23 protein-coding genes and 1 tRNA gene are annotated in these 26,140 nt (G+C 62.3%); 9 read left to right on the top strand and 15 right to left on the bottom strand.

Features of this window, described 5'->3' with window-relative positions:
* Window positions 1-22: 22 nt before the first annotated feature.
* The 5 genes from PPN31114_RS10665 to PPN31114_RS10645 all read right to left on the bottom strand — a co-directional run bounded on the left by PPN31114_RS10665 (window position 23) and on the right by PPN31114_RS10645 (window position 4,328).
* Window positions 23-595: a DUF1993 domain-containing protein gene (locus PPN31114_RS10665; protein WP_150679492.1), complete on the bottom strand. Its 573-nt coding sequence runs from the start codon at window positions 593-595 to the stop codon at window positions 23-25.
* Window positions 596-681: 86 nt separating this feature from the next.
* Window positions 682-1,542, bottom strand: a complete 861-nt coding sequence (locus tag PPN31114_RS10660; RefSeq protein ID WP_150679491.1) for a class I SAM-dependent methyltransferase — start codon at window positions 1,540-1,542, stop codon at window positions 682-684.
* A gap of 25 nt (window positions 1,543-1,567) precedes the next feature.
* On the bottom strand, window positions 1,568-2,464 hold the full coding sequence (locus PPN31114_RS10655; RefSeq protein ID WP_150679490.1) for a LysR family transcriptional regulator: 897 nt from the start codon (window positions 2,462-2,464) through the stop codon (window positions 1,568-1,570).
* Between the two features lie 60 nt (window positions 2,465-2,524).
* Window positions 2,525-3,238, bottom strand: coding sequence for a cysteine hydrolase family protein (locus PPN31114_RS10650; RefSeq protein ID WP_150679489.1), 714 nt, complete (start codon window positions 3,236-3,238; stop codon window positions 2,525-2,527).
* Between the two features lie 124 nt (window positions 3,239-3,362).
* The gene (locus tag PPN31114_RS10645) at window positions 3,363-4,328 is read right to left on the bottom strand and encodes a nickel/cobalt efflux protein RcnA (protein ID WP_150679488.1); all 966 of its coding nucleotides are present in this window, start codon (window positions 4,326-4,328) and stop codon (window positions 3,363-3,365) included.
* Window positions 4,329-4,474: 146 nt separating this feature from the next.
* Between PPN31114_RS10645 and PPN31114_RS10640 the strand changes: the two genes are divergently transcribed.
* From PPN31114_RS10640 to PPN31114_RS10615, 6 genes are all read left to right on the top strand, one after another.
* Window positions 4,475-4,744, top strand: a complete 270-nt coding sequence (locus PPN31114_RS10640) for a metal/formaldehyde-sensitive transcriptional repressor (RefSeq protein WP_150679487.1) — start codon at window positions 4,475-4,477, stop codon at window positions 4,742-4,744.
* A 29-nt stretch (window positions 4,745-4,773) separates the two neighbouring features.
* The gene (locus tag PPN31114_RS10635) at window positions 4,774-5,958 is read left to right on the top strand and encodes a DUF6136 family protein (protein ID WP_150679486.1); all 1,185 of its coding nucleotides are present in this window, start codon (window positions 4,774-4,776) and stop codon (window positions 5,956-5,958) included.
* Window positions 5,959-5,977: 19 nt separating this feature from the next.
* Complete coding sequence (locus PPN31114_RS10630) at window positions 5,978-6,616, top strand: ABC transporter ATP-binding protein (RefSeq protein WP_150679485.1); 639 nt, start codon at window positions 5,978-5,980, stop codon at window positions 6,614-6,616.
* 78 nt (window positions 6,617-6,694) lie between these two features.
* The gene (locus PPN31114_RS10625; RefSeq protein ID WP_150679484.1) at window positions 6,695-7,171 is read left to right on the top strand and encodes a low affinity iron permease family protein; all 477 of its coding nucleotides are present in this window, start codon (window positions 6,695-6,697) and stop codon (window positions 7,169-7,171) included.
* Window positions 7,172-7,254: 83 nt separating this feature from the next.
* The gene (locus PPN31114_RS10620) at window positions 7,255-8,691 is read left to right on the top strand and encodes an MFS transporter (protein WP_150679483.1); all 1,437 of its coding nucleotides are present in this window, start codon (window positions 7,255-7,257) and stop codon (window positions 8,689-8,691) included.
* A gap of 216 nt (window positions 8,692-8,907) precedes the next feature.
* Window positions 8,908-10,779 (top strand): methyl-accepting chemotaxis protein, encoded by a 1,872-nt coding sequence (locus PPN31114_RS10615; RefSeq protein WP_246182504.1) that lies wholly within the window; start codon window positions 8,908-8,910, stop codon window positions 10,777-10,779.
* 10 nt (window positions 10,780-10,789) lie between these two features.
* Here PPN31114_RS10615 and PPN31114_RS10610 read toward each other — a convergent pair whose 3' ends face one another.
* The 5 genes from PPN31114_RS10610 to PPN31114_RS10590 form a co-directional block, all read right to left on the bottom strand.
* Window positions 10,790-11,959 carry a hypothetical protein gene (locus tag PPN31114_RS10610; RefSeq protein ID WP_150679482.1) on the bottom strand — a complete coding sequence of 390 codons (1,170 nt, stop codon included), beginning with the start codon at window positions 11,957-11,959 and terminating at the stop codon, window positions 10,790-10,792.
* Between the two features lie 146 nt (window positions 11,960-12,105).
* On the bottom strand, window positions 12,106-13,494 hold the full coding sequence (locus tag PPN31114_RS10605) for an HlyD family type I secretion periplasmic adaptor subunit (RefSeq protein WP_150679481.1): 1,389 nt from the start codon (window positions 13,492-13,494) through the stop codon (window positions 12,106-12,108).
* On the bottom strand, window positions 13,491-15,662 hold the full coding sequence (locus PPN31114_RS10600; protein ID WP_246182503.1) for a type I secretion system permease/ATPase: 2,172 nt from the start codon (window positions 15,660-15,662) through the stop codon (window positions 13,491-13,493). The genes PPN31114_RS10605 and PPN31114_RS10600 overlap by 4 nt, the downstream gene beginning before the upstream one ends.
* Before the next feature lie 18 nt (window positions 15,663-15,680).
* On the bottom strand, window positions 15,681-16,949 hold the full coding sequence (locus PPN31114_RS10595; RefSeq protein WP_174987918.1) for a TolC family outer membrane protein: 1,269 nt from the start codon (window positions 16,947-16,949) through the stop codon (window positions 15,681-15,683).
* A 165-nt stretch (window positions 16,950-17,114) separates the two neighbouring features.
* Window positions 17,115-18,245 (bottom strand): hypothetical protein, encoded by a 1,131-nt coding sequence (locus PPN31114_RS10590; protein ID WP_150679478.1) that lies wholly within the window; start codon window positions 18,243-18,245, stop codon window positions 17,115-17,117.
* Window positions 18,246-18,408: 163 nt separating this feature from the next.
* Between PPN31114_RS10590 and PPN31114_RS10585 the strand changes: the two genes are divergently transcribed.
* Window positions 18,409-18,493, top strand: a tRNA-Leu gene (locus tag PPN31114_RS10585).
* A 43-nt stretch (window positions 18,494-18,536) separates the two neighbouring features.
* On the opposite strand, the gene PPN31114_RS10580 is transcribed toward PPN31114_RS10585, so the two are convergent.
* The 3 genes from PPN31114_RS10580 to PPN31114_RS10570 form a co-directional block, all read right to left on the bottom strand.
* Complete coding sequence (locus tag PPN31114_RS10580) at window positions 18,537-19,337, bottom strand: alpha/beta fold hydrolase (protein ID WP_150679477.1); 801 nt, start codon at window positions 19,335-19,337, stop codon at window positions 18,537-18,539.
* 218 nt (window positions 19,338-19,555) lie between these two features.
* Window positions 19,556-20,890 carry an MFS transporter gene (locus tag PPN31114_RS10575; protein WP_150679476.1) on the bottom strand — a complete coding sequence of 445 codons (1,335 nt, stop codon included), beginning with the start codon at window positions 20,888-20,890 and terminating at the stop codon, window positions 19,556-19,558.
* Window positions 20,891-20,984: 94 nt separating this feature from the next.
* Complete coding sequence (locus PPN31114_RS10570; protein WP_150679475.1) at window positions 20,985-21,869, bottom strand: isocitrate lyase/PEP mutase family protein; 885 nt, start codon at window positions 21,867-21,869, stop codon at window positions 20,985-20,987.
* Between the two features lie 251 nt (window positions 21,870-22,120).
* Between PPN31114_RS10570 and prpR the strand changes: the two genes are divergently transcribed.
* Entirely contained in the window at window positions 22,121-24,136 is a 2,016-nt protein-coding gene (gene prpR / locus PPN31114_RS10565; protein WP_150679474.1) for a propionate catabolism operon regulatory protein PrpR, read from the top strand.
* On the opposite strand, the gene PPN31114_RS10560 is transcribed toward prpR, so the two are convergent.
* Window positions 24,123-24,575: a YiiD C-terminal domain-containing protein gene (locus PPN31114_RS10560; protein ID WP_150679473.1), complete on the bottom strand. Its 453-nt coding sequence runs from the start codon at window positions 24,573-24,575 to the stop codon at window positions 24,123-24,125. The genes prpR and PPN31114_RS10560 overlap by 14 nt on opposite strands.
* 166 nt (window positions 24,576-24,741) lie before the next feature.
* On the opposite strand from PPN31114_RS10560, the gene PPN31114_RS10555 reads away from it, so the two are divergent.
* Window positions 24,742-25,578, top strand: coding sequence for an AraC family transcriptional regulator (locus PPN31114_RS10555; RefSeq protein ID WP_150679472.1), 837 nt, complete (start codon window positions 24,742-24,744; stop codon window positions 25,576-25,578).
* A gap of 33 nt (window positions 25,579-25,611) precedes the next feature.
* Here the strand turns inward: PPN31114_RS10555 and PPN31114_RS10550 are convergent, their stop codons facing one another.
* On the bottom strand, window positions 25,612-26,139 hold the full coding sequence (locus PPN31114_RS10550) for a DUF2878 domain-containing protein (RefSeq protein ID WP_246182502.1): 528 nt from the start codon (window positions 26,137-26,139) through the stop codon (window positions 25,612-25,614).
* Window position 26,140 lies beyond the last annotated feature (1 nt).

Genomic DNA, 26,140 nt, shown 5'->3' with positions numbered 1-26,140 from the left:
CGAGCGTGGTGAAGCGGGGAGGTTATGCCTGCGGCGGCGTGCCCGGGCGCAGGTACGCGAGCACGTGCGGCACGTAGTCGGCTTTGCCGAGTTCCACGCCGTGATGACGCAGGATGCCGTAGGCGGTGTTGGTGTGGAAATAGAACTGCGCGAGCAACCAGTCACGCGCGTATTGATCGCCGGTCATGTCGAAGACCACACCGTTGGGCAGTGCGAGCGACACGGGCACATTCGCGCCTGCATCTAGTGCATTCGGCGGCAGGGCAGCGAGAAACGCGAGGGCATTGGCGAGACAAGCCTTCGCCTCTTCGAACGTGCCCGGCTTCTGATTGGCGTTCCAGCCTTCGCGTTGCACAGCGAGCGCCGCCTCGGGAATCGGTTCCCCGCGCAGGCGGTAGGCAGGTTCCATCGCCTGATAGCTGACAAAACGCACTTGCGCGGCGAGCGGATACATGTCCGGCGCGAGTCGCAATGTCATCAATGCGTCGGGATGTTTGCCTGCGGAACGCTCGAAGTCTGCCGCTTTGTCGAGCCACGCAGACAAGGCGCGCAGCATCTGCGACAGCGTGGGGACCAGAAGCTCAGTTAACGTCATGCCACAACTCCAGTAGTCGGCTCAGGGCCGAGACGGCACCCATTGCCATCGCGCGAAGCATAGCGCGATAGCGTGGTTTTCGCCGCTCAGGTCGTCGCGATCAGCAGTTCTTCCGCGTTCGCAGGTGGGCGCAAACCGTCGCTGCGATGGGTGAAGTAGCGTTGCGTGAGCGCTTCGGCGCTGACATGCTGCGCCGACTGGAAGCCGTTCTCCATCGCGAACGCCATCATCTCGTCGGGCCGGAAGAAGCTGATAAACGGCGTGCCGCTGGCGCGTGCACCTTTCTCTGCCATTTCCAGCCCGGGACGCACGTCGGGATCGGCCATCTCCAGCGGCAGCAGGAACGTCATCGCAAACGTCGAGCCGGGCGCGAATGCCGCCACCTCGCGCAACGTCGCGGCGTTCGCCTCGCGCGAGAGATACATGCTCACGCCGGTCGACACCACGACGGCGGGTCTATTGGCGTCGAAGCCCTCACGCAGCAGCGCTTCGCGCCACGATTGGCCCGCTTCGAAATCCACGGCGACAAAGCGAAGCGTGTCGGGCACGCCGTAACCCAATGCGATCAACCGGTTGCGCTTCCATTGTTGCGGCCCCGGCTTATCGACTTCGAAGATCTTCACGTGCTGCGCGGCTTCGGTGCGCCGCTGCGCGAAGCTATCGAGCCCCGCGCCGAGAATCACGTACTGATCCACGCCGCGTTGCGCCTCGCTCACGACCAGGTCTTCGATGAACCTCGCGCGCGCCACGATCGAGGCGCGAAACGGGCGGGTGAACGCTGGGTTCATATCGCCGCGCTCGCGCCAATCATCGGGCGGGTCTAGCAATTTCAGGCCGATGTCGTCATCGAGCACCGCCGGGGCGACGTCGATTTCCCGATGGAGCGCCCGCCACAGCGCAACGCGCGCGGCCGAACTCTCCGGGGCAATGTCGTGCGAACTCGTCATGGCAACGTGCCTCGCTAAAGTCGATTTATCGCTGACGGTAATGCGTCGCCATAAAGTCGATGAACGCGCGTGCCCTCGGATTGACGTGGCGCGTGCGGGGATACAGCGCGTAGTAGTGATGGGTGCCCGCGCGATACTGCGGCAACACACGCACAAGCGTACCGCGAGCAAGTTCCGTGCGTACAGTGCGCTCGGTGAACGCCGCGATGCCCAAACCGGCAAGCGTTGCGGAGAAAAGCGCAGGGATCGCGTCGCTGGTGAACGTGCCGGTGAGGGTAACGCGCTGTGTCGCGTCAGCCACGTCGGTTAGCGTCCATTCGTTAGGCTGACCGGCGCGCAGCGGCGCGAGCAGCCGATGATTCGCGAGATCGGCGGGGGCGGACGGCAGTCCCCGTTGCGCGAGATAGCCGGGAGATGCGACAAGGACGGTGTCTGACGAGGTCAGCAACTTCGCCATCAGGCTGCTATCGGCGAGCGGCGCACTGCTGATGCGCAACGCCACGTCGAAGCGCTCGGCGACGAGATCGACGAACTGATCGCTGCACGAGAGTGTGAGCGAGACGTCGGGGTACTGCGACTGAAATGCCGGTAACCAGTCCGCCAACTCCAACGTGCCGATGGCAAGCGGAACGCTTACGCGCAACGCCCCTTGCAAATGCTCTCGCTCGCCCGACATCGCATTTGTCATGGCATCGACACGCGAGAGGATGTCGAGACAATGCCGGTGGTATCGCTCTCCAGCACTCGTGAGCGCGAATCGACGGGTTGTGCGATTCAGTAGCTGCACACACAGCGCCGATTCGGTTTGCTTCAACTGGCGCGACACGCTCGAATGCGACATGCCAAGCACGTCGGCGGCCGCCGTGAAGCTCTTGGCATCGACGATGGCGCAGAAGATGCGCATTGCCAGCAATTGATCCATGACGAGCGGTCGAGGCAAGTGAGAACGGGGAGGGCGGAAGACACCCTCGCCCGGCAGGCTTTAACGCAATGGCAGACGGCGAATCGCGTCCGTGGTCATCACATCGCCGAAGGTGTCTTCGATCTCGGCCAGCGCAGCGCGGTGCAACACATCGCTCGATACGTGCGAGCCGTCGATACGCGTAATGTCGCGGGTGGCCGTGGCGTCCGATGCTACCACGACGGTATAGCCCAACGGCACGGCATCCCGAGCCGCACCGGCCACGCAGGCATGCGTCATCAGACCCGCGATGACGAGGGTATCGATGCCACGCGCCTTGAGTTGTTTGTCGAGGTCGGTGCTCGCGAATACGCTCACGGACGTTTTCTGCAAAACGGTGTCATGGGCGCGCGGTGCCATCGCCGGGACAAACGCGACGCTCGTGCCGTCCTTCGCAAAGACGGCGGCCCCGGCGGGTGCCACGTGCTGAATCTGGTAGACGGGAATCTTGGCCGCATCGGCAAACGCGATGAGTTGCTTCGCGTGCTCCATGGCGCGTTTGCCGTCCGGGATCGGCATACGGCCAGTGAAATATTCGTTCTGGAAGTCGATCACGATCAGCGCGGTGCGCTTCGGGTCGAGATGATCGACGGTCTTGGCACCGAGCATCGCTCGGATCGTCGGATGCGAGGCCGGATCGCGGTTTTCCGAAGCGTGCGCGACGCCAGCCGTGGCAGCGCCGATCGAAAGGCCGAATGCGGCGAGTTTGAGCGTGCGAAGCAGCAGATGTGTCATGTGCGGGTTCCTCATCAAGAACAGTCGGGGAACCCAGTCTAGGGACGCGGCAGGGCAGCGAACAGCCGTCCCGCCGCACAGGATTTGTTTGCCGGATGCACGAATGCGCGCCGGATCTGGCCGATTAGGTGGTGAACCAGAGGTGTGACGCCCCCTGATAGCCGACGTAAAGGCCGACGAGAATGATCAATGCGCCCGAGAAGTAGGGTGCCTTGCGGGCGAACTCCCCGAAGCCGGTCCAACGGCGAGAGACGTGGCGCACGCTCAGTGCCGCCAAAACGCCGGAGACCACCATCGTCAGTGCCAGCCCAATGCTGAAGCACAACACCAGCCCCGCGCCCAGCACGAAGCGTTTGAGTTGAAGGCACAACAGCAGCACGGTAATCGACGCGGGGCAGGGCACCAGACCGCCCGTGACGCCAAACATCACGATCTGGCCGGTGGTCACGTTGCGATCGGCGAAGCGCTTCTCGATATCGCGGGCGTGGGCACGCTCGTGCGCGTCTTGATACTCCGCCCGCGCGCTGCCCAGCGCAGCATGCCGCTGCACCGGTTGCGCATGCGCATAGGTGTGGGCGACGCGGCTCAACGACTCATGTGCCTCATGACCGGCATGCGCGTGGACGTGATCGTTTCCGTGTGCATGCGCGTGGGGATGAGGGTGCGGATGCGCGTGGTCGTGGTCGTGGTCGTGGTCGTGGTCGTGATCGTGATCGTGATCGTGCCCAGCATTGTGTGCGCGGGCGCGGGCGTTATCGCGCCACGTACGCCATAGCATCCAGCAGGCGATCAGGATGATGAGCACAGCCGATGCCAGTTGGAAGTACGGCTCGGTGGCGTTGGCGTCCCAATTCCGCCCGAAGTACAGCCCGGCCATCGCCACTATCCACACCACGGCGGTATGCGACACGGTCGCCGACAGGCCGAGCAATACCGCCTGCCCGACGGTGCCGCGAATCGCGACGATAAATGCCGCCATCATCGTTTTGGAATGCCCGGGCTCAAGCCCGTGCAGCGCGCCAAGCAAGATCGCGCTCGGAATGAACAGCCAGGCGTTGCCTTGCTGGAGGAGAGTCGAAAATTCGGGCATGGGACAACTCGCGAACGGTCGGAGATGATCGAACGGCAGTCGCCATTCGACGAAACGGAACTGCCCCGAATATACTCCCCACCAGTATATTTGTGTTAGCATTTTTTTCACGATTTCCCCCGGCATCTACAGGAGCGCGGTCAGACGTGCATACGATTCGAGACAAGAACAAGCTGTTGGCACGTGTTCGCCGCATTCAGGGGCAAGCGCAGGCGCTGGAACGCCAGTTGGATCAGGAAGGCGACTGCGTCGAAATCCTGCAACAGATCGCGGCGATTCGCGGTGCGGTCAATGGTCTGATGGCAGCGGTCATCGAAGGCCACCTCGTCGATCATCTGGTCAACGAACCCGATCAGGCGAACCGGGAGACCGAAATGGCCCCGATGCTGCACGTCATCAAAACCTATCTGAAGTAATCCCTCTCTCGCGGACCGGAGTGCGCGACATGCTGACCCTTCGATTGCGTTGGTATGCCCACGAGACATCGCGCGTGCTGCTCAGGCACTGGCAGGTGCTGGTGCTCACGCTCATGCTGGTGCTGCCGTCGATGCCCGTTTTCGCGCAGGCCCGCATTCTCGGCGCACCGGTGCTGGCCACGCTCGCACCGGCGCGCGGCATCGAGTGGCAATTCCTCTGGGTGCATGCGCTCGAAGCCATCGGCGCGCTTTGGGTGCTGGCGCAACGCCGCGCGATTTCGGGCGGTGCGTTCGCCGCCTTCGTCCGGTCGCTGCCAATTCCTGAATGGCGCGGGCGCACGGTCGATCTCGCCGTGCTGGTGCTCGCGAGCACCCCCTTGCTGCTGAGCGTCGTCGCGGCGGTGATCGCGCTCGCCACCCATCCGGGTGCCCATTACCTTTATGTGATCGACCTGACGCTCATCACACTCGCAGCGCAGTTGGCGGTATTGCATCGCAAGCGGCAACACCTGTGGCCCCTCGTCGCGGCCAACGTCCTGCTTGTGGCGGGGTTGCAGATCGCAGGCACCTCCGGCTATGCGCTGCTCATCGGTGCGCTGCTGATCGCGCTTTGGTCGCTCACGCGCTCGTCGGTCGCACAAGTCTCGCTGCGCAAACCGTCCGCCGTGCCGTTCAATACACTCGCCGCCAGCGAACCGCGTCGTTTTCCGCCTGTCGTGCGACTGCAAGCTGGCATCCTTCGCCGCCATTCGAGCGCCTTGCTGGGGCGGTGTCTGATGATGACGGCGATCGCAGGCGTCACCGTCTATCTCATCCGCCTATGGGAATTCGATGGGCGCACGTTGCCGCTGGTGCTGATCTCACAAGCGGCCATCGTGTTGGTGGCGGCCATGCACTATCGCGAGTTGAGTGCTGCCCATCAGCGCGCAGCGCATTTCACGCGTTCTTTGCCACGCCGCCCGTTCGTGCAAACGTTCGCGGATGTTGCCACCGTCGCAGCGCTTGCACTGCCGTTCGTCGCCGTCGGCCCGGTGTATCTCGCGCTAAACGGTACGATTTCGGTCGCAAGCGCATTGATAGTGCTGATCTTCGGCCTGCCGCTCGTTGCCCTTTTGCGATTGCCGCAACGCTACGTCCCGAAGCAATCGGTGTTGATCGGTGCGACGCTCGCGGCGCTCTGGGTCACCGCCGCGTGGCTTTGCCTTGTTCCTTGATTTGCTAACCCACTTCTCCATGCTTCGTTTCGAACATCTCACCAAACGCTTCGGCAGCCGCACGCTCTTCGACAATCTGCATTTCCACGCTGACGCCGGGTGCGTAGCCCTGAGCGACGAGAACGGCAGCGGCAAATCGACCTTGCTCGGCATTCTCGCGGGCGCCATCGACGCCGATGCGGGCGAAGTCTGGCTCGACGGCCATTCGCTGCGCGCCGCGCCGCTCGCGGCGAAAGGCGCGCTCGCCTTCGTCCCCGACGACTGCCTGGCCTATCCGTTTCAAACCGGTCGCGAATTCCTCGACATGGTCGCCTCTGCCAAGAAAACGGTGGTCGATGACAGCGTGCTGAATCTCGCACATCGCTTCGGACTTGCACCGCATATGGAGAAGCGCTTCGAGCAGATGTCGCTCGGCACGCGCCGGAAATTCTTTCTGAGCGCAACGCTTCTCGGCGCACCGCGCGTCATCGTCGCGGATGAGCCGGGCAATGGTCTCGATGCCGCCGCGCGCGCCGTGCTCGTCGACCTGTTCACGACGCTGGGCAAAGATCGCTGCGTGTTCTTCTCCAGCCACGACCCGGAACTCACTGAAGCCTGTGGCGCGAGAACGGTCGGTTTCGCTGACTTCTGCGCGTCTGACACAGCCAAAACGGCCTAAACCTGCCGACGAAGTCGCGCCCGGGCGACATGTGCCTGTGCCATCATCGGGCCATCGATCCGTTCACGGGAGATGGTCATGGGTGACAAGTGGTTTTCGAACTTTTCGAGCTACCTTTCCTCGGTGACCGGCCGACCGGTTTCATTCGTGCTGGCGGTTGGACTCGTCATCGCATGGGCCGTCACCGGCCCGCTCTTCCATTACAGCGATACGTGGCAACTCGTGATCAACACCTCGACCACGATTGTCACGTTTCTGATGGTGTTCCTCATTCAGAACACGCAAAACCGCGACACCGCCGCGATGCAGATCAAGCTCGACGAACTGATCCGCGCGATGGACGGTGCGCACAACGCGCTGCTCGATCTGGAAGAACTCGACGAGAAGGAATTGATCCGCTTTCGTAACCGCTACGAAGCGCTCGCCGAGGCCGCACGCCAAGCCCTGCGCGAAGGTAACGTCGACACCGGCTCGCCACTCGTCGGCGACGACGAAGGTGAGGACACCGCCGCAGGCAAAGCGCGTAAAGATCGCGACAGCGGCCAGCACAAATAACCGCGACACTTCACAACACATAGAAACATCGCGCGCACGCCTGCTCGTAGACTCCGGCCATCTTCTTCACAGAGACGCCGGTCATGCGCGCCCATCGTGCCAATCTCGAATCGCCGACGGCCGACGTTGCCAGCGTCGAACACGTCGCTCCCCCGCATCACGCGCTGCACACGGCCCAGCGCCGTGTTTTTGCCGCCACGTGCATTAGCTATGTCGTCGTCCTGCTCGACACCTCCATTGTCAATGTCGCGCTCGAACCGCTAAGCGCAGCATTCGACGTGCAGATGGCGGGGCTTCAATGGGTGGTCAACGCCTACACGCTGATGTTTGCGAGTCTGCTGCTCACCGGCGGCACGCTGGGCGACCGCTGGGGTGCGCGGCGCGTTTATCTCGCCGGTCTCGGCCTGTTCACGCTGGCGTCGCTCGCCTGTGCGCTAGCCCTAACACCGGGCATGCTGATCGCCGCGCGTGCGGTGCAAGGCGTGGGGGCCGCGCTGCTGGTGCCGTGTTCGCTCAAACTCATCCGCGACGCGACGCCCGACCCACAAGCCCGTGCACGCGCCATCGGCCGATGGGTGGGTCTCGGCGGCATTGCGATGGCTGCCGGACCGCTCGTAGGCGGCGCCCTGATTCATGGGTTCGGCTGGCGCAGCGTATTTCTCGTGAATGTGCCGATCTGTCTCGCCGGGATAGCGATGGCTTGGCGCGTTCCGGACGAGAAGATTGCCGTACCGCAGCCGCAACAACCGCGTATCGACCTTCTGGGACTGCTGTGCGGCGGCGTCGCGTTGAGCACGCTGGTCGGCGTGCTGATCGAAGGACACACCCTCGGCTGGACGTCACCGGTGATCGTCGGCGGGGCGATGGTGACCTGTCTCGCATGGGCCGTATGGCTGCGCATCGAATCGGTGCACCCACACCCAATGCTGCCGTTGACGCTGTTTCGACAGGGGGTCTTCACAGGCTCGGCGTACGCTTCGATGGCCTCCGCCTTTGTTTTCTACGGTTTGTTGTTCGTCGTCAGTCTGCGCTTTCAGCAAACGCTCGGCTATTCGCCCTTGCAAACCGGCGTGGCGTTACTGCCGATGACCGTCATGGTGGCGACCGGCAGTCTGTGCGCCGGACGCATCACCACGAAGTTTGGTTCGACATGGCCGATGATCGTGGCCTTCGGTGCTTATGCGGCCGGGGCGATCGGGTTGTGGTTTGTCACGGACGGCATGCCGTACGAGTTCGCCATTTTGCCGATGCTGGCGATCGGTCTGGCATCGGGCGTTGTTTCGCCCCTCGCAACAGCCCCCGCTTTAGAGACCGTATCTGCCGCTCGCGCAGGCATTGCGGCAGCGGTGTTGAACACTGCCCGGCAAGCGGGCGCCGCCTTAGGCGTCGCGACGTTCGGATCGCTGCTGGCCGCGTTGCACCCTTTTGAGGCAGGTCTGCGCGCAGCGCTCGCGCTGGCCGCCACCGTCAGCCTCGTCATGCTGCCGCTGTGGTGGCGGGCGATCCGCTACACGCGGTAAGCGTGGTAAGCGCGGTAAGCATCGGAAAGCTTTGCAGGGGCCGGTTGAGCCCCGTCTGACGCGCATTGACCGGCGCTCATTAAAGTTGTCACGGGATTGCGCCGTAAGCCGAGAGAGTAGACCAGTCATGTTTGAGTGCGCCGCCACGGGTAACAGCCCCGCGGCGGCGGTTCCCCTCTCTCAACGGCCCGCGCGCGGGCCAACCGAAGACAGCTCATGAAAGTCACTTCGTTGCGAACCCGGATTCTGCTGATCACCTGCCTGACGGTGGTTGGCGCCCTGATCCTCTCTGGCATCACGACCTATGTGATCGTGCGTGACAGCATGATGTCGAGCATTGCGCATACGCTCTCGGCCGTGGCCAACGGCAATGCCAGCGCCATCGAACGCTGGTCGGCCGACAAGGCAACCGCCGTGAACGCCACCGCGCAAGTCGTGGAGAAAGGCGACCCGGGCGGTCTCGTCAAACTCATGGGGAAGACGAACGACTTCCCGATCACCAGTGTCGGCTGGTCGGACAAGACCTTCTTTTCGACCGCCCCCACGCCGCCCGATTACGATCCCACGGCGCGTCCTTGGTACAAGAGCGCCGTCGCGGCGGGTAAGTTGACCGTCACCAAGCCGTACGGCGATTCGTCGACGGGCATTCCTTACGTCGCCTTCACCACGCCGCTCGTGCGCGATGGCCAGACCATCGGTGCCCTGAGCGGCGCGGTCGCGCTCACCGGCGTGCAAGACATCATCAAGGCCGTGCATCCCACGCCTGCGAGCCTGGCACTGGTCGTGGCAAGCGACGGTCAGGTGATCGCCCACCCGGACAACAAGTTCTCGCTCAAGCCGTCGACCGACGTGGCCGCGACACTCACCGCCGATTCGCTGGCCGGGATGACGGGCGACGATGCGAAGCCTGTCGAAATGACGCTCTCGGGTGCCTCCAAGCTGCTCAAAGCCAAGCGTATTCCGGGCACTGACTGGTATCTCGTGGTGGCGCTCGATCGCGCCGAAGCGACCGCAGGTCTCACGCACGTGCTCACAGCCACCATCATCACGCTGGTCGTGCTCACGCTGATCGCGCTGGCCATTGCCTCGCTCTTCACCTCGCGCGCCTTCAAGCGCTTGTCGATCGTGCGCGATGCCATGGACACCATCGGCTCGGGCGACGGCGACATGACGCAACGTCTCAATGTCGAGGGTCATGACGAAGTCGCGCAGATTTCCAAGTCGTTCAACGCGTTCGTCGACAAGATCAGTTCGGTCATGCTCGATGTGCGCTCGGGGGTGGCGTCGATGACCTCGGCCACGAGCGAAATTGAAATGGGCAACCGCGACCTCTCGCAACGCACGGAGCAATCGGCCGGGTCGTTGCAGGAGACGTCATCGGCACTGACTGAGCTCACCTCCAGCGTGAAGCAGACGGCCGATACCGCCGAACACGCCACGCGTCTCGCCAACGACGCCAGCGCGGCTGCCGTGCGCGGCGGACAAGTGGTGACCGATGCCGTGACGACGATGGGCGCAATCACGCAATCGTCGGAGCGCATCACGGAGATCATCAGTGTGATCGACGGCATCGCGTTCCAGACGAATATCCTCGCGCTCAACGCCGCGGTGGAAGCCGCCCGCGCCGGTGAACAAGGGCGTGGGTTTGCCGTGGTGGCGGGGGAAGTGCGCACGCTGGCACAGCGCAGCGCGGCGGCGGCGCAGGAGATTAAGGCGCTGATCGAAACGTCTGTGCAGAACGTGAAGAGCGGCACCGAACGTGTGCAAGCCGCTGGCACGACGATGAACGAAATCGTGAACGGCATCACGCGCGTGCAGCGGTTGGTGAGCGAAATCCACGGCGCGATGACGGAGCAGAGCACCGGCATCAGCCAGATCGACCGCTCGGTGTCGGAGATGGATCAAGCGACACAGCAGAACGCCGCGTTGGTGGAAGAGTCTGCCGCCGCCTCCGCAATGCTCAGCGAACAAGCCCGCATGCTGGCCGAGACGGTGGCGCGCTTCCGTCTGCGAGAAGAGCCGCGTGCGGCGCATCAGGTGCCGACGTTCGCTCCGGTGGCGGCAGCGCCGCAACGGTTGGCGGCCTGACGTTGGCCGCTTAATGTTGGCAGCTTAAGGCGATCACGTCGTCGACGCGGCGGGCTTCTTGAAAACCCGTCGCGACGCCCGCATCCGGGGTGCGCGAGACGCTCAACGATTGCACCAGTTGGTCGAGTTTGCCGGACGCCGCAATCGCCGGGTCGAACGCGGCACGCCGGAGATCGTCGGGTTCCGGCAGATGGAAATCGTTTTTCACCTGCCAGTCGAACTGTTTCCAATTGGCAAATGCCGCGTCGTCGGTGTACGACCTCGTTTCGTCCGGTTGTCCGCTTCGATGCAGCGTCACGTCGACGGTGAAATGCAGCACGTTGTCTGCGAATCTGAAGGTGTAGCGGGGCGTGAGTGTTGTGTCGGCCGTGACCGTTTCAGTCCGGCCATCCGCTGCAATTTCACCACCGTCCATGAAATTCTGCACGTGGCGCACCACCGATTCGAGACTGTTCCATACTTCCGGAGGCACGTCGGCAACGTCTCGCACATACCGGGGATAAAACGCATCCTTCGACGCATCCGAAATCGTCGACTCGTTCAGCCGACGCAGAGAAGCGTCGAGAAACTCACCCGCTTCTTCTTCACTGCGCCCGACGATTACCCCCCGATTGGGGTCGAAAATCGTGTGCTCGTATCGGGACGGATATTTGTCTGAAATGGTGCGCTGCACGAATACCGAATGCTGCCGCCGTTCGCCGGACGACAGCGGCAAGTGCGTCGTCGCGCTGAACATTTCGTACGAGACCTCCATCTTCTCCGTATTCATGGCGCGCAGGATATCTACGCCTGTCACACCGTATTTGTTCGACGTAAATTCTGTCGCTGGCGTTGGAAGCGTGTCATGACTCTCGTTGAATAGGCTTTGACTCTTAAGAAAGCTGTTCAGGTCGAGCGCCCAGTCGAACTTTAGGTCTCTAAAAGCGGCGGTATTGCCAAATGCCTCTCGAAACGTCGGATCGAGTTTTGCCATCCGCTCAAGTGCGTTGACGACGCCCACAAACTTGTCGAGCGTGTCTCGGCCACTTCCCGGCTGACGATTTTCGGCAATCTGAAAAAGCATTGCGTAGGCATGCCCTCTGCCGCGCTCGTCGACGTCGAGCGCCTTGTCAAAGAATGTCGAAGCCCCTTTGAGCGCTTCGTTGAGTTCCGACTGATCGAATGTGAAGTCGACGGACATGACATTACCTCCCGGTGATTGACGAAATCGCCCCACGACAGACGCATCGGGCGCGGGGCTGACTTCAATTTCGCAAAGCAGCGGCGAAAGTGGTCCGATGCCATTCGATCCCGTGACTTTTCCCCAGCGAAAAGCTGTGAATCGGCCTATCTTTCTTTGAACGATTCCGATCCCACTTCTTTGATAGGCGAAAGCAAATAGTCGATGACGCGGCGCTCGTCGGTTTTGATTTCGGCCGTCACGGCCATGCCTGTCTGAAGGCGCAGCGTTCGGCCGCTATGACTCACCAAGTCGGCGGGCAACCGAATGCGCGCCATGTACACCGGCCCAAGTTTCTCGTCATTGACGGCGTCCTGCGACACATGCTCGACCGTCCCCGTCAACGTGCCGTACTTGGTGTACGAGTACGTCGCGATCTTCAGCGTGACGTCCTGCCCCGGTTTGACGAAGCCCGCGTCTTGATTGAGCACCTTGGCCTCTACCGCCATCGCAACATCGTGTGGCACCACGACCATCAGCGTCTGCGCTGGCTGCACCACACCGCCCACCGTATGTATCGTGCGCTGCTGCACGGTGCCATCCACAGGCGCCCGCAAGAACCGGTATTGTTCGCGCTGCTTGTACCTGTCGATGCTCAACTCCGCCTCGCGGAGCTGATCGTTGGCTTTGGTGAGCTCGGTCAACGCTTCACGGCGAAACTCGGCACGCGCTTGATTCAGATCTTCCGCAAGCCGCGATATCGTGGCGCGATGCTGTCGGCTGCGTTGTCGCTCGGCGTTCAACGTCTGCTCCGTCTCGCCGAGCTCCTGCTCGGCCTCCAACCACTTCACGCGCGCAACGCCGTTATGTTCGAGCAGCGTCTTGAACGCACTGGCCTTGTTCTCCAACACCTCGCGCCGCACCTTGAGACGCTCGATCTCGCTCGCACTGGCGGCCAGCATCGCTTCGGCCTCCGTGCGCTGCGCTGCGGCTGACGCCACCTTCGCGTGATACAGCGCCTGACGTGAGGCCAACAGGCTTCGCGCCCGTAACACCTGCACCGAATCGCCAGAGGCCCATGCCGTCGGCAACTTGCTTCCGTCCAGCGTCGCGAGAAACGCCTGCAACTGGGCCGCATCGAGCTGCGCCGTTGTCAGTTGCCGCTCCAACTGCATCAGGTCGACTTGTTCTTCCACGCTGTCGAGCACCACCAGCAAGTCGCCTTTCTTCACCTGCTGGCCGTCGTCGACAAGAATCTTGCGAACGATGCCGATCTCGAACGGTTGAATGGCTTTCGTGCCGCCCAACGGAATGACCTTGCCTTGCGCCACGGCGTCCATATCGACCCGCCCGAGAATCGACCACACCAGCGCGATGCAAAATAGCGCGACGATCAACAGGGCGACTTTGCGTCCGGCGGGGGATGCCGGGGTATCGAGAATCTCCAGTTCAGCGGGCAGAAACTCTCGTTCGTGCGAAGGCACCGACCGGCAATGAGTGAGGCAGCGCTTGCACGCCGTGGCGAAGCGCGTCGATATTGATTGCAGGGATGTCATGCGGTCATCTCCCCGGCCTGAATTCTGCACAAGCGTGCATAGCGGCCATCGCGCGCGACCAGCTCGTCGTGTGTGCCGTCTTCGACCACTTCACCGGCTTCGATGGTGATGATGCGATCCGCGTGGCGCACCGTGGACAAGCGGTGCGCAATGATCAGCACCGTGCGTCCTTCGCAAATCGCCCGCATGTTCTGTTGGATGATGCTCTCCGACTCGTAGTCGAGCGCGCTGGTGGCTTCGTCGAGAATCAAGATGCGCGGGTTCGTCACCAAAGCACGCGCGATGGCAATACGCTGGCGCTGGCCGCCGGAGAGATTCACGCCGCGCTCTTCAATCGGTGTGTCATAACCGTGCGACATGCCGAGAATGAACTCGTGGGCACCCGCCAACTTCGCCGCATCGATCACACGCTCCAGTGGCATTGCCGGGTCGGCCATCGCAATGTTCTCGCGCACCGACCGATTGAACAGAAGATTCTCCTGGAGCACGACGCCGATCTGCGTGCGCAGCCAGTGGGTGTCGACCATCGCAAGATCCACACCGTCGATCACCACACGCCCCGCCGATGGGACATACATGCGCTGCACCAGCTTCGTCAGCGTGCTCTTGCCGGACCCCGACGGTCCGACGATCCCGACCGTTTGCCCCGCTTGAATGCCCAGCGTTACCCCGCGCAACACCTCGGGCTTGTCGGGGCGGTAGCGAAACGTCACGCTGTCGAAAGTCACGTCCCCTTGTATCGACGCCATCATGGCGCGCCCCGGGTTGTAGCCCGGTTCGGTGGGGCTGTTGAGAATGTCGCCCAGCCGGTCGATGGAAATACGCGCCTGTTGGAAGTCGTTCCAGAGTTGCGACAGACGCAGCACCGGTGCCGTCACATGATTGGCGAACATGTTGAATGCCACCAATTGGCCGACGGTCAGCTCACCGCCGATGACTTTCGTGGCGCCGATATATAGCAACGTAGCGCTGCACAGCTTCGAGACCAGCTGCACCATCTGGCCCGCGATATTGCCAAGGTTCGCGGTGCGAAAGCTTGCGCGCACGTACGCCGCCAGCAGCGTCTCCCAGCGGCTTTGCGCCTGCGGCTGCACCGACATCGATTTGAGCGTTTCAATGCCGCTCACCGACTCCACGAGAAACGATTGCGATTCGGCACCGCGCCGAAATTTCTCTTCGACACGTGCACGCAACACCGGCGTGACGAAGACAGCGATCAACGCGTAGCAGGGCAGCGAGATCAGCACGATCATCGTGAGCCACGGGCTGTAGAACCACATGATCGCGAGAAACACCGCCGTGAAAAGCAAGTCCATGACCAGCGTCAGTGCCGAGCTAGTGATGAAGTCGCGAATACTGTCGAGCTCGCGAATTCGCGCCACAGTCTCGCCGGTACGCCGCGATTGAAAGTAGGCAATCGGCAGCGCCAGCAGATGTCGAAACAGCTTGGCGCCGAGCTCCACGTCGATACGGTTCGCCGTGTGAGAGAACACGTACGTGCGCAGGCCGCCCATGACCACCTCGAACACCGAGACGGTCAACAGCCCGATCACCAGCACCTTGAGCGTGCTCATGCTTTGGTGCACTAGCACCTTGTCCATCACCACTTGGAAGAACAGCGGTGAGATCAGCGCGAAGAGTTGCAGAAACAGCGAGATCAACAGGACTTCGCCGATCAGGCGCTTGTACTTCATGAACGCTGGCAGGAACCACGCGATATCGAACTTGCCGCCTGCACCGAGCACTGCCACGCGCTGCGTCGCCAACACCAGTTCACCCGTGGATTTCGCCTCGAAATCGGCGAGCGGCAGCGCAAGCACTTGCCCGCTGCGGCTGTCCTGCACGATGGCCATTCCCTCCGCAATTTTGCCGAGCAGCATGAAGGTGCCGTCGCGCATGACGGCGATCGCGGGCAACGGTGTCTTCTCGAGCCGTTCGGGGGACACGCGCACTTGTCTCGACTTCAGGCCGAGACGGCGCAGCAACCGAACCAACTGTGCCGCATCGACTTCTTCGCCAGCCAGTTCGCGGTGCAGCTGTGCGGCGTTGGCAGGCAGGCGGAAGAAGCTGAGAAGAATGACGACACTCTCGACGGCGCTGTCGCGTGCAGCATCGCGAGACGTGTCGTCCGAAGCATCCGGGGGGATCGGCGGAAGTGTTGAGGTCAACGGCAGGCGCATGTTGGATCAGCCTTCTTGAGTCATCAGTGTGTTGTTGAGGTCGGCAAGCACGTCGTCGTCGAGGTGGCCGGTGGCGTAGGCCAACAGCAGGCGCGACATGTAGTAGGCGTGAAACGCCTCCGCAAGCCCGGTACGGGCTTCGAAGTGCTCTTTCTGGGCGCGCAGAAGATCGAGATTCGTGCGCAGTCCGACGTCGCGGCCGAGTCGGGTCGCGTCCACCTTGTTCTGCGTCGATTGCCGCTGCGCCAGACGCGCACGGACCTGCTGCATGCCGCTATTCGCGCCGAGATAGGCTTTGATGACGCTGTCCCGCACCTTGGCGCGCGCGTCGTCGAGTTTTGCCTGCGCGCTGTCCGCCTTGTGTCGTGCCTCACGCACCTGCGAGGCGTGCAGGCCACCGGCAAATAGCGGAATCGTCACGTTCACGCCGATCACGTTGTCGCGCCGCGATGGGTCGTTGTAGGCATATAGCGGGGTGTTACGGCTCTCGCGGTGACGAGCAAAGAGTTCCACCACGGGCAAAAAGCGACCCGCCGCTTCGTCGATGTTGGTGCGTGCCACGTCGAGTTCGAGCGCTTTTTGGCGCAAGTCGCTGCTGTCGCCATCGGCGATTTGCACGTAAGTGTCGAGCGGGGCCAGTGCGTTGGCTTGTGCAAAACGCTCGCCAAAGCGGGCAGATATCTCGGATGGATTCAACCCCGTGATCCCCTCGAATGTGCGCTTCGAGAGCAGCAATTCGCTCTCTGCAACGAGAACGTTCGCCTGCGCCTCGTCAAAGGCGGCTTGTGCCTCGTCTTGATCGAGCTTGGCGGAAAGACCGAGTCCGACTTCTTCGGTCACGTTCGCGAGTTGCGCTTCGAGCGCCTCATGACTTGCCTCGGCGGCGGCGAGTTTGTCGTGCGCGACGAGCATGTCGAAGAACGCCCGTGCCGCATCGAGCATCAGTTGCTGTTCGTTGCCAGCGAACGTGGCGACGCCTAGTGCCGCAAGTTCTCGTCCTTTCTGAAATCCGGCAAAGCGGGAGACATCGAATAGCGGTTGGCGCAGCTCGATGTCATGCGTCTGGCTGCGGATTTCGCGTCCACGACTGGCGCTGTCGCGATCCCAATCGAATCGGCTTTCGAGCTGAACGCGCGGCAGAATTTGCGCGAGCCCTTGGTCGAACTGCTCGCCACTGGCCGCAAGGTCGGCGCGTGCGATGGCGAACCCCGCGTTGTACTCGCGAGACGCGCGTACTGCATCGAGTAGGTCAAAGGCGCTTGCCTGCGGTGGCATCAGACAGCACATGCAAGCAAGTGGGAGCAAGCGGGCGCGGTTCATAACGGTGATAAGGGATACGGGTAGGGCAAGAGAACGCCAAGCGAGCGGCGAATTCATTCACATGAATTCGCCGCATCGGCCGGTCGGGTGAAATGACCAGCGCGCAGGTGGCCGAGAGCGTTATCTAGAAGCCGCCAGCAGCATCGGCGCCCCTGGCACCGGATCTAACCGGATTGCCGTTTGGTTGAGCCCGGTGTCGGGTGTGCCGAAAGCCCCCAAACCTTGCAGCAGCCGATCGACCTTCTGCGGGGAGCTCGCGTCAAACGTTTCCGTGACTCTTGGCGTCACTTCAATGTCATCGTCTTGCGGCACTCGCGTGCAGTTGTCGGCAAGGTCAGGATCGAGTGGCGTGAGGCCCTTGTACTCGAAGACTCTCAGGTTGTCCGTCGTCAGAAACTCACCGCCTTGGGGCACGAATTGCGCGACGTCTTCGACCGCCGACTTCAATGCTTCCACGAGGCCCGTCGCCGCCGGATCGTGCGCGAGTCCCGAGATGTCGCGCTTGCCCACCGCCTCGAACTGAATCCCGGGGTGTTGTTGCTTCATCTCCGTATCAATCGATCCGGTCAATGCCGAGCGAGATTCGCCGATACGTGCCACGACGTCGTCCTCGCTCAAGTTCGCGAAGTTGCCCCGGTCCGGGTCGAACAGGCTGTAACGAGGCACGTCATCCGGTAGGCCCTGCGGTGCTCGTGTCACGTAGAGAAAATGCTGGCCAAGGGCGCTGTGCGCATGAGGCACGGCGAGGTCGCCCTGATCCCGCGAGACGGCCTCGAACGCAAACTCCATGCTGCCCGCGCTCGTCAGACCGCGCACGCCGGCTCTGATACCGGCATCGGAATACCTCGTGTGCGGATGTTCATCGAACGCCGGTGCATGCTGGCTCTGAACATCGCCCAGGGTATTCAGCGCGTGGATGATCTGATCGAACTTCGTGCCAGCAGCTTCGGCGAACATTTTCCGGAGATCGTCACCGAGTCCGTCGAACCGGGCAAAGCTATCCACCGTTTTCATCAGCTTGTAGAACGCGCGCACCCCGCCGTCTTCAGATGCATCGTTACCCATCGCAACAAACATGCCGTAAGCGAAGTTCTGACCGTTATCGCTCACCTTGATATCCCTGCCGAGAACGCTCGCCATCGTCTTGATGGCTTGGTTCATGAGCGTGGGATTGAATTCGAATGTTGGGTTGTAGATCACGTTTACCTCCGAGCAGTTTTGAGAAGAGGTCCGCAAGGTCGATTCGGCCATGCAGGCCAGAAGGCAATCTGGCACACATGCCGAGTGATCTTTTGAATGCACAACGCGTCTGTGAATCGGCTCAGCGCCGGATGGGAGGAATCACGCGAAAGTGGGTGTGAAATGCCGAAGGCATTCACAAAAATAAATTTTCCCGTTACAATCGCGCTCCCCTGCCCAGGTGGCGAAATTGGTAGACGCACTATCTTGAGGGGGTAGCGCCGAAAGGCATGCGGGTTCGAGTCCCGCCCTGGGCACCAGCAGTTCCGACGCACCCCTCGTATTTCCTCCCCTGAAGTTCAATCAGCCTGCGTGCTGTCTCAGAAAGTCTTCCACCAGCAACGCGAAGTACGGCGGACATTCCTGCATCGGGTAATGACCGCAATTCGGTAGTGCCGCCAATTGCGCGTTCGGATGCCACGCGAGAAAGGTCTGCTGCATCGCCTCGACACCAAGCCCAGGGTCCTTGTCGCCCACGATCACCAGAAACGGCGTCGCCAGCCCGCGCACGTCATCGACGAAGTTTGTGTTCACCATCATGTCGAGGTAACGCGGGCGACATACCGGTGCCACGCCATCGCGGTTCTGCTGAAGCTTCCGGTTCGCCCAGACATCCGATAAGCCCCCCGTCACGAACTTCACCAGACGTCGAAACGCGTCGTCGTTTTCACACGTCGAGGCGAAGAACGCCGCCGCCTCGGGCGGCAGACGGTTGCCCGCGGCAGAGATCGGACAAACGGCGATGGCGCTTTTGATGCGCTCGGGCGCATCGGCCGCAAGACGCTGCGTGACCATGCCGGTCATCGAGTGACCCAGCACGTGAAACCGGTGCCATCCGAGCGCATCAGCGACGTCGAGACAATCGCGCGCGATTTCGTCGATGGAATAGTCGCCGCTCAAGTGCTTCGACCGGCCGTATCCGCGCAGGTCGACAAAGGCATAGGCGAAGGCATCGCCGTCGAGATACGGCAGTAGGGCGTCGTAGTTCGTGTGATCGCCCAGCCAGTCGTGCAAGACCAGCACAGGCTCGGGGCCGGTACCGAAAAGGGTGAAGCCCAGCCGGTCGGCTTGCGGCGTCGTCGATGTTGGCGAGAGATGAGTCATTTCGAAGTTTCCTTTTTGGAGGGGTTGTCTTCCGGCGCAGCCATGACGGGGATCGTCGATGACTAATGCCGGAAACCAAAAAGAAACGCCCCCCCGGCGGACCGGGAGGGCGTTCGAAATTGGACTCAATCGTATCGAGCCGTCAGCGCAAAGTCAATGCAACCGACCGATGAATCGTGCGCAGCGACGCTTCACATGCCACGCGAAGGCCTCGCACCTCAGTCGTACTTGCGCCCGCGCGTCTCCGGCATCTTCAGATAGACGATCAGCGAAATTGCAGCGCAGATGCTCACGTACCAGTAGAAATACGATTCGTGACCGCTGGCCTTGAAGCGCAACGCCACGAACTCCGTCGTGCCGCCGAGAATGGCCGTGGTCAGCGCATACGGAAAGCCCACCGCCAGCGCGCGAATACGCGGCGGGAACAGCTCGGTCTTCGCGAGCATGTGCACCGACGTGAACCCCGAGAGCATTACCAGACCTGCGAACGACAACGCGAACGCCACCAGCGGGTCTTTCGTGTGGCTCAGTGCCGTGACGAGCGGCACGGAAAACAGCGTCGTACTCACCCCGAAGATGATCAGCACCGGGCGGCGGCCCACGATGTCCGAGAGCAATCCGAACAGCGGTTGCAGGGGCATATAAAGCAGCAACGCAATCGTCGAGACAAACGTCGACGACTCCTTCGACAACCCGACCGAGTTCACCAAGAACTTCTGCATGTACACCGTGAACGTATAGAACGCCACCGTACCGCCGATCGTGATGCCAATGGCGAGCAGAATCTGGCGCCAGTGTTGCAGCACCTCGCGCGTGATCGATGCCTCGCGCTTCTTCGCGCTGTGCACAAACGCCTCGCTCTCCGTCACGTTGCGGCGCATGTACAGCGCGAACATCGCCAGCACGCCGCCGATCACAAACGGAATGCGCCAGCCCCAATGCTCGATCTGCTCCGACGTCAGCAGCACGCGCTGCATGAGCAGCATCAGCCCGAGCGCGACGAGTTGCCCAGCCACCACGCTCACTTGCAGAAAGCCGAGATAGAAGCCCTTGCGATGCTCAGGCGCGACCTCGCTCAGATACGTGGCGCTGGTGCCGTACTCACCGCCCATCGACAAACCTTGCAGCAGACGTGCGGCAATCAGCACGATGGGCGCGAAGATGCCGATCGTCGCGTAGCCGGGCGTGAGCGCAATCATCATCGAACCGACGCTCATGGCGAGCACCGAGCCCGTGAGCGCCGACTTGCGACCGCGGCGGTCGGCGTACAACCCGATCAGCCAGCTTCCAAGCGGACGCGCCACGTAGCCCACGGCCGCGATGGCGGCGGTGTTCATCAGTTGGACGGTCGGGTTATCGCCGGGGAAAAACGCTTTCGCAAAGTAGATCGAGAAGATGCTGTACGCCAGAAAGTCGTACCACTCGATAAGGTTGCCCGCGAGGCCGCCGACGATGGAGCCGATCTTGACCGGAGCGCGGGCTGCCGTCGTGGCAGGTGCGTGGGTCTGAGCGGTGGAAGGGCGTGCGGCGTAGGAATCCGAGGGGGGCGTCAAAATCTGTCTCCGTTACTTATTTTGTATGACTGGAAAAACAAGCGTCGCCGCAGGGGGAGCGGCGTCGCTAGGGTGAAACTGGCAAAGCGCGATGTCAGTTGGCGGTGCCGTACTTCTTGTCGAGCGCGTCATAAAACGGCTTGTTCACCAGACGCTGACGTTCGGCGAACGGCACGACCAGCGACGGGTCTTCGTCCAGACGGCCGCTGTCGCGCAGCGTGCCCAGGGCCTTTTGCATGCCGAGGACTGCGCTTTGCAACGCCGCGTTGGCGTAGAGCACGATGCCGTAGCCCAACTCGGCCAGTCGCGGTTGCGATTGCGTCGGCGTCTTGCCGCCGATCACGATGTTGATCAACTGCGGACGATCGAACAGCGCCGGCAAACGTTCGATATCGGCGAGCGTTTCGGTGGCTTCGATAAAGAGAATGTCGGCACCGGCCTCGATGAAACGGCGGCCGCGCTCGATGGCGGCTTCGATGCCTTCGACAGCGGCAGCGTCCGTGCGCGCGATGATTTGCAAGTTGCCGTCTTCGCGCGCGTCGACCGCTGCGCGAATCTTGCCGACCATTTCGTCGGCACCAATCACCGCCTTGCCATTGAAGTGGCCGCATTTCTTGGGCAGCACCTGGTCTTCGAACTGAATCGCGTCGGCCCCGCTGCGCTCCAGCACGCGCACGGTGTGTCGCACGTTGAGCGCGTTGCCGAAACCGGTGTCGGCATCGACGATGATCGGCAGCGACACGGCATCGCGCACGCGCGCGGTGTGCTCGGCCATTTCGGCCAACCCCACGAACGCGAGGTCGGGCAGACCCAGCGACATATTGGTCACGCCGGCGCCGGTGAGATACAGCGCTTCGAAGCCAGCGTCTTCAATCACGCGCGCAGACAGTGCATTGAAGGCGCCCGGCACGAGCAGCCCCTGACGAGCTTCGACTTTGCGGCGGAATTCGGCGCGGCGTTGCGCGGTCGCGGTGGTCATGGTGGGTCTCCGTAATTTTCAATGGAATCGATGAGCGAACAGGAAACCCTTTCGCAAGCCGCGTGCCAGCGGGCATCGAACTTGAGAATGGCCGGGCATTACGCGTCGAATCAGTGACTTACCGCGCACGGTGCGTTGTCCGCCGATGTGGCAGAATGCCTCGTTCACATATGAAACGTTTCATGAAACACACTAAATCTAAATTGAAACGCTTCATGAAACGCTTTTAGCCCGCCGTACGGAGACACGTCATGCCCCCCCGATTCACCGGCACCGAGCCGTCGCGCCACGCCGCCAACTTTTCGCCCGCCCCCGCCGATCCGCGCGCCCGACGCCCCGGCATCGCGTTGGTGAGCATCAGCCGCTTGCAGACGCTGTGCGAAACCGTCGCGCCGCGCTATACCGACCGTGCGCGCTTCTACTCTGTGCGCGAGGGCTACGGTGCCGCGGTGACCGCCTTGCAGTCGTACGTCGATTCGGGCGCGGTGGACGTGGTGCTCGCCGCCGGGTCGAACGGCGCCTATCTGCGCGAAAACTTGTCGGTGCCGGTGGTGACGGTCAAGGTGAACGGTTTCGACGTGCTCAGCGCCATCACCCGCGCGACGACCACTTGGCCCGATCAGCCGGTAGGGCTGGTGCTGCACGAAACCGTGTCGCAGGAACTCGACGATCTTGGCCAGTTGCTCAAGATTCAACTGCATCAGCGCGCTTACCGCTCGATCGACGAAGTGCACGCGGCCGTCGACACGCTCGCCGCCGAGGGGTGCAAGGTCATCATCGGTCCGGGCATGGCGTGCGACTTCGCGCAAGAAGCCGGGCTGGAGCACGTGTTTCTCTACTCGATCGGGGCCGTGGAAGAGGCCTTCGAGCGCTCGGTGGAACTCGCTCGCGTGAGCCGCGAGAAAGAGTCGAAGCGCATGCGTCTGAACACGATCGTGGCGCACATGCGCGACGGCGTCGCCGCCTTCGACGACGGCGGACAGTTGGAAGCCGTCAACCCAGCGATGTTTGCGCTGCTAGGCATCGACGCGGAACGCTTGCCGACCCCGGGGGCACAACAATTCGAACTCACGCGAAAGCTCGGGCCGATGTTGCGCGAGTTGGCCGCCAGCGGGCTTGCCATCGAAGAGCGGCTGGAACACATCGATGGCCGCGCTTTCATCGTGAGTTGCGTGCCGATTTCGGAACATGGCCTGCGCTCCGGCGCTGTGGTAACGGTGCAGGATGCCCAAATGGCCCAACGCATCGACCGCTCGCTACGCACGACGCAACGCCCGCGCCATTTGGTCGCCAAACACGAACTGGATGAACTCGTCGGTGACTCGCCGTTGATCGCCAAGGTACGGCGTCTCGCGCGCGCGGGGGCGGCGCACGATGCGACGGTGTTGCTGACCGGCGAGAGCGGCACGGGCAAGGAACTGGTCGCGCAAGGCATTCACAATGCGAGCGAGCGGCGGGGAAACCCGTTTGTGGCGTTCAACTGCGCCGCACTCCCCGAAGGGCTGATTGAGAGCGAATTGTTCGGCCATGACGAAGGCGCGTTCACGGGCGCGCGGCGCGGTGGCAAAGCGGGGCTCTTCGAGATCGCGCACACGGGCACGATCTTTCTCGATGAGATTGGCGAGATGCCCGCGGCCTTGCAGAGCCGATTGCTGCGCGTGCTTCAGGAACGCGAAGTCATGCGGTTGGGTTCCGGCCGCCCGGTGCCCATCGACGTGCGTGTCATTGCCGCGACGCACCGCAACTTGCATGAGCTTGTCGCGCAGGGGCGCTTTCGCGCGGACCTTTATTTCCGGCTCAATCTCTTGCAGATCGAGTTGCCCGCGCTACGGGAGCGACGCGCTGATATTCGACTGCTCGCCCAAACGTTGCTCGCCCGAAGCGCTGCGCAATACGGATTGGACGCGCGAGCATCCGGCCAGATTCTCGATGTGCTCGCACCGCTTTTTTCCGATTACGACTGGCCGGGGAATGTGCGCGAACTAGAGAACCTGTTGGCACGCGCGGCGATTTATCTCGACAGCGATGTCCTGGCGCAGGCGCAGTCGCTGCACGAGGTGTTCCCGGAATTGATGCGACTCTCTGGCGGCGTCGGCAAGACGGCGATGTCGTCGCAGCACGCCGAGGCAACGAGCGCATCGCCTCGCGAAGCCGTTACGGTGGAAGCCGCGCAGGCGGCATTGCAGGCATCAGGGGGCAATCGCGCGGCGGCAGCCCGTGCGTTGGGCATCAGCCGCACGACGTTCTGGCGGCTTATGAAGCCGTAGGACTGAGCGCGACGAATTCGCCGACGAGGTGGCCAACGCGCTGGCCGTCCTGTTCCAACGTAGAAACCACGGACACGCGCGCCTTGCCCATGCGCGCAAACATGCGCAGAAATTTGCCCCACTGCTCGGGGTGTTCAAGCGCCGAAGTCGCCGTAAATTCGCCCGAAATCGGCAACGTGTACTCCATCGTGTTGCGCTGGATGACGAGTCGGCATTCGATGCCTTCACCGCGCAGCCGCGTGTGCAGCAACGACCACGCCGCAAGGATCGCCACGGCCGACGCGCTACCGCCGAATACCGTCTCTCGATGGTTGATGTTCGGCGCCAGCGGCGCGCGCAGCACTACGGTGTCCGGTGTCACAGTCTCGGCCGAGACTTGCATCGCTTTCGAGAGTGGAATGTGGTCGTAGAGGTATTGCTGAAGGTCGTTCGGGGTCATCTTCTTCGTTTCCTGTCGGGGGGACCATTGCCGATTACCGCACTGCATGGAAGACTACCCGCCATTGCGCGCGCGCGAAACGCTCAAAGTTAGCAGGCGCGCAAGAACGATCAAATGCGTGTCGCGCGAAGTGCTTATAGTCCGCCCACACGCTCTCGGAAACGCTATGACCCCGGTAGGAAAAGCCCTTTGGTATATCGAGATTCAGCTAAGCGGCGAACTCACGCTCGATGATATTGCTCGCGCCAGCGGCATGTCGCGCTTCGCCATCTCACGGCTGTTTGCCATCGCGACGGGCTGGTCTGTGATGCGTTACGTACGGGCCCGGCGCCTGACGCGCGCGGCACAGACACTGGTCGAGCATGCGCCCGGCATTCTCACTGTCGCGCTCGATGCCGGGTATGGGTCTCACGAGGCGTTTACACGTGCCTTTGCCGACGGCTTCGGTCTGACACCCGAGCGGTTACGCGACAGGCGCACTCTGGACGGACTCAGACTTGTGGAGCCTTTACGCATGAAAGACGTGAAGTTCATCGACCTCGCCCCGCCACGCTTCGAAACCGGCCAATCGCGCTGGATTGCCGGGCTGAGCAGCCGCTTCACCTTCGCGACCAACGAAGGCATTCCGGCGCTTTGGGAAGCCTTTAATCCGTACTTTCGAAATATCCCCGATCAGGTGAGCGACGCCACTTACGGCGTGTGCTGCAACCCCGACGGCGAGGGCAGCTTCGAGTACATCGCCGGCGTGGAAGTGAGCCGTCGCGACCGTTTGCCCGACGCGTTTCGATGCGTGGCGCTCGCGCCCGTGCAGTACGCGGTGTTTGAGCACAAGGGGCATATCTCCTTGCTGCATCAGACGGTCTACACCATCTGGCATCAGTGGCTGCCCGCCTCGGGTATGGACGCAGCGGATGCCCCCGACTTCGAGCGCTACAGCGAAGATTTCGATCCGGTTGCCGGTACTGGTTCGCTCGAAATTTGGTTGCCCGTGAAGGCACGGTAAGCGCAACGCGGCATCGGCTGGACAGACCCTGCGTCACGCATCGTCCAGCCGCTTGCCGAACCAGACAAGCGCCGGTAGCCATACGATCCACCCGGCGGCAATCAGCAACAAAGCTGCGAATGGATCGACGAGTTGAACGGCCCCCAACGCCGCACCTGCGCGAAACGACAGCGGCCCAGCAACACCGCCCAGCAGCGCCGCAAGCCGCCATCGGGTGCGCAGCCAGTGAAACACTGGGTTGATCTGCAACGCGAAAAGCATCCAGAGTGCTGCCATCCAGTAGGGGGCGTAGCCAGTGATTGCACCGCTCGGATACTTCACCCATCCCGTGCGCATCACGCCGCACTCCCAAAGCCAGCCACAGAGCGTCACGATGCACAGCAGCAACATCGCGCGCCGTCTGTCGCGTACGACGCATAGGTGAACCAAAGCCAAGAGCGCGACCGCGAGCGCGCCGCTCCAAGCCTTATCGTGCGCCGCGCCCAGTACGCACGCGAACCAGCCAATCTGACCGGCGATAGCGTAGACGGCCGCTTGCGAGCCGGATGCGATGCGTGTCACC

Origin of the sequence: Pandoraea pneumonica, from assembly GCF_902459645.1 — a bacterium.
In the GTDB taxonomy this organism is placed as follows: Bacteria; Pseudomonadota; Gammaproteobacteria; order Burkholderiales; family Burkholderiaceae; genus Pandoraea; species Pandoraea pneumonica.
The sequence above is the reverse complement of the archived record's forward strand: the minus strand, read 5'-3'. Positions and strand labels throughout refer to the sequence as shown.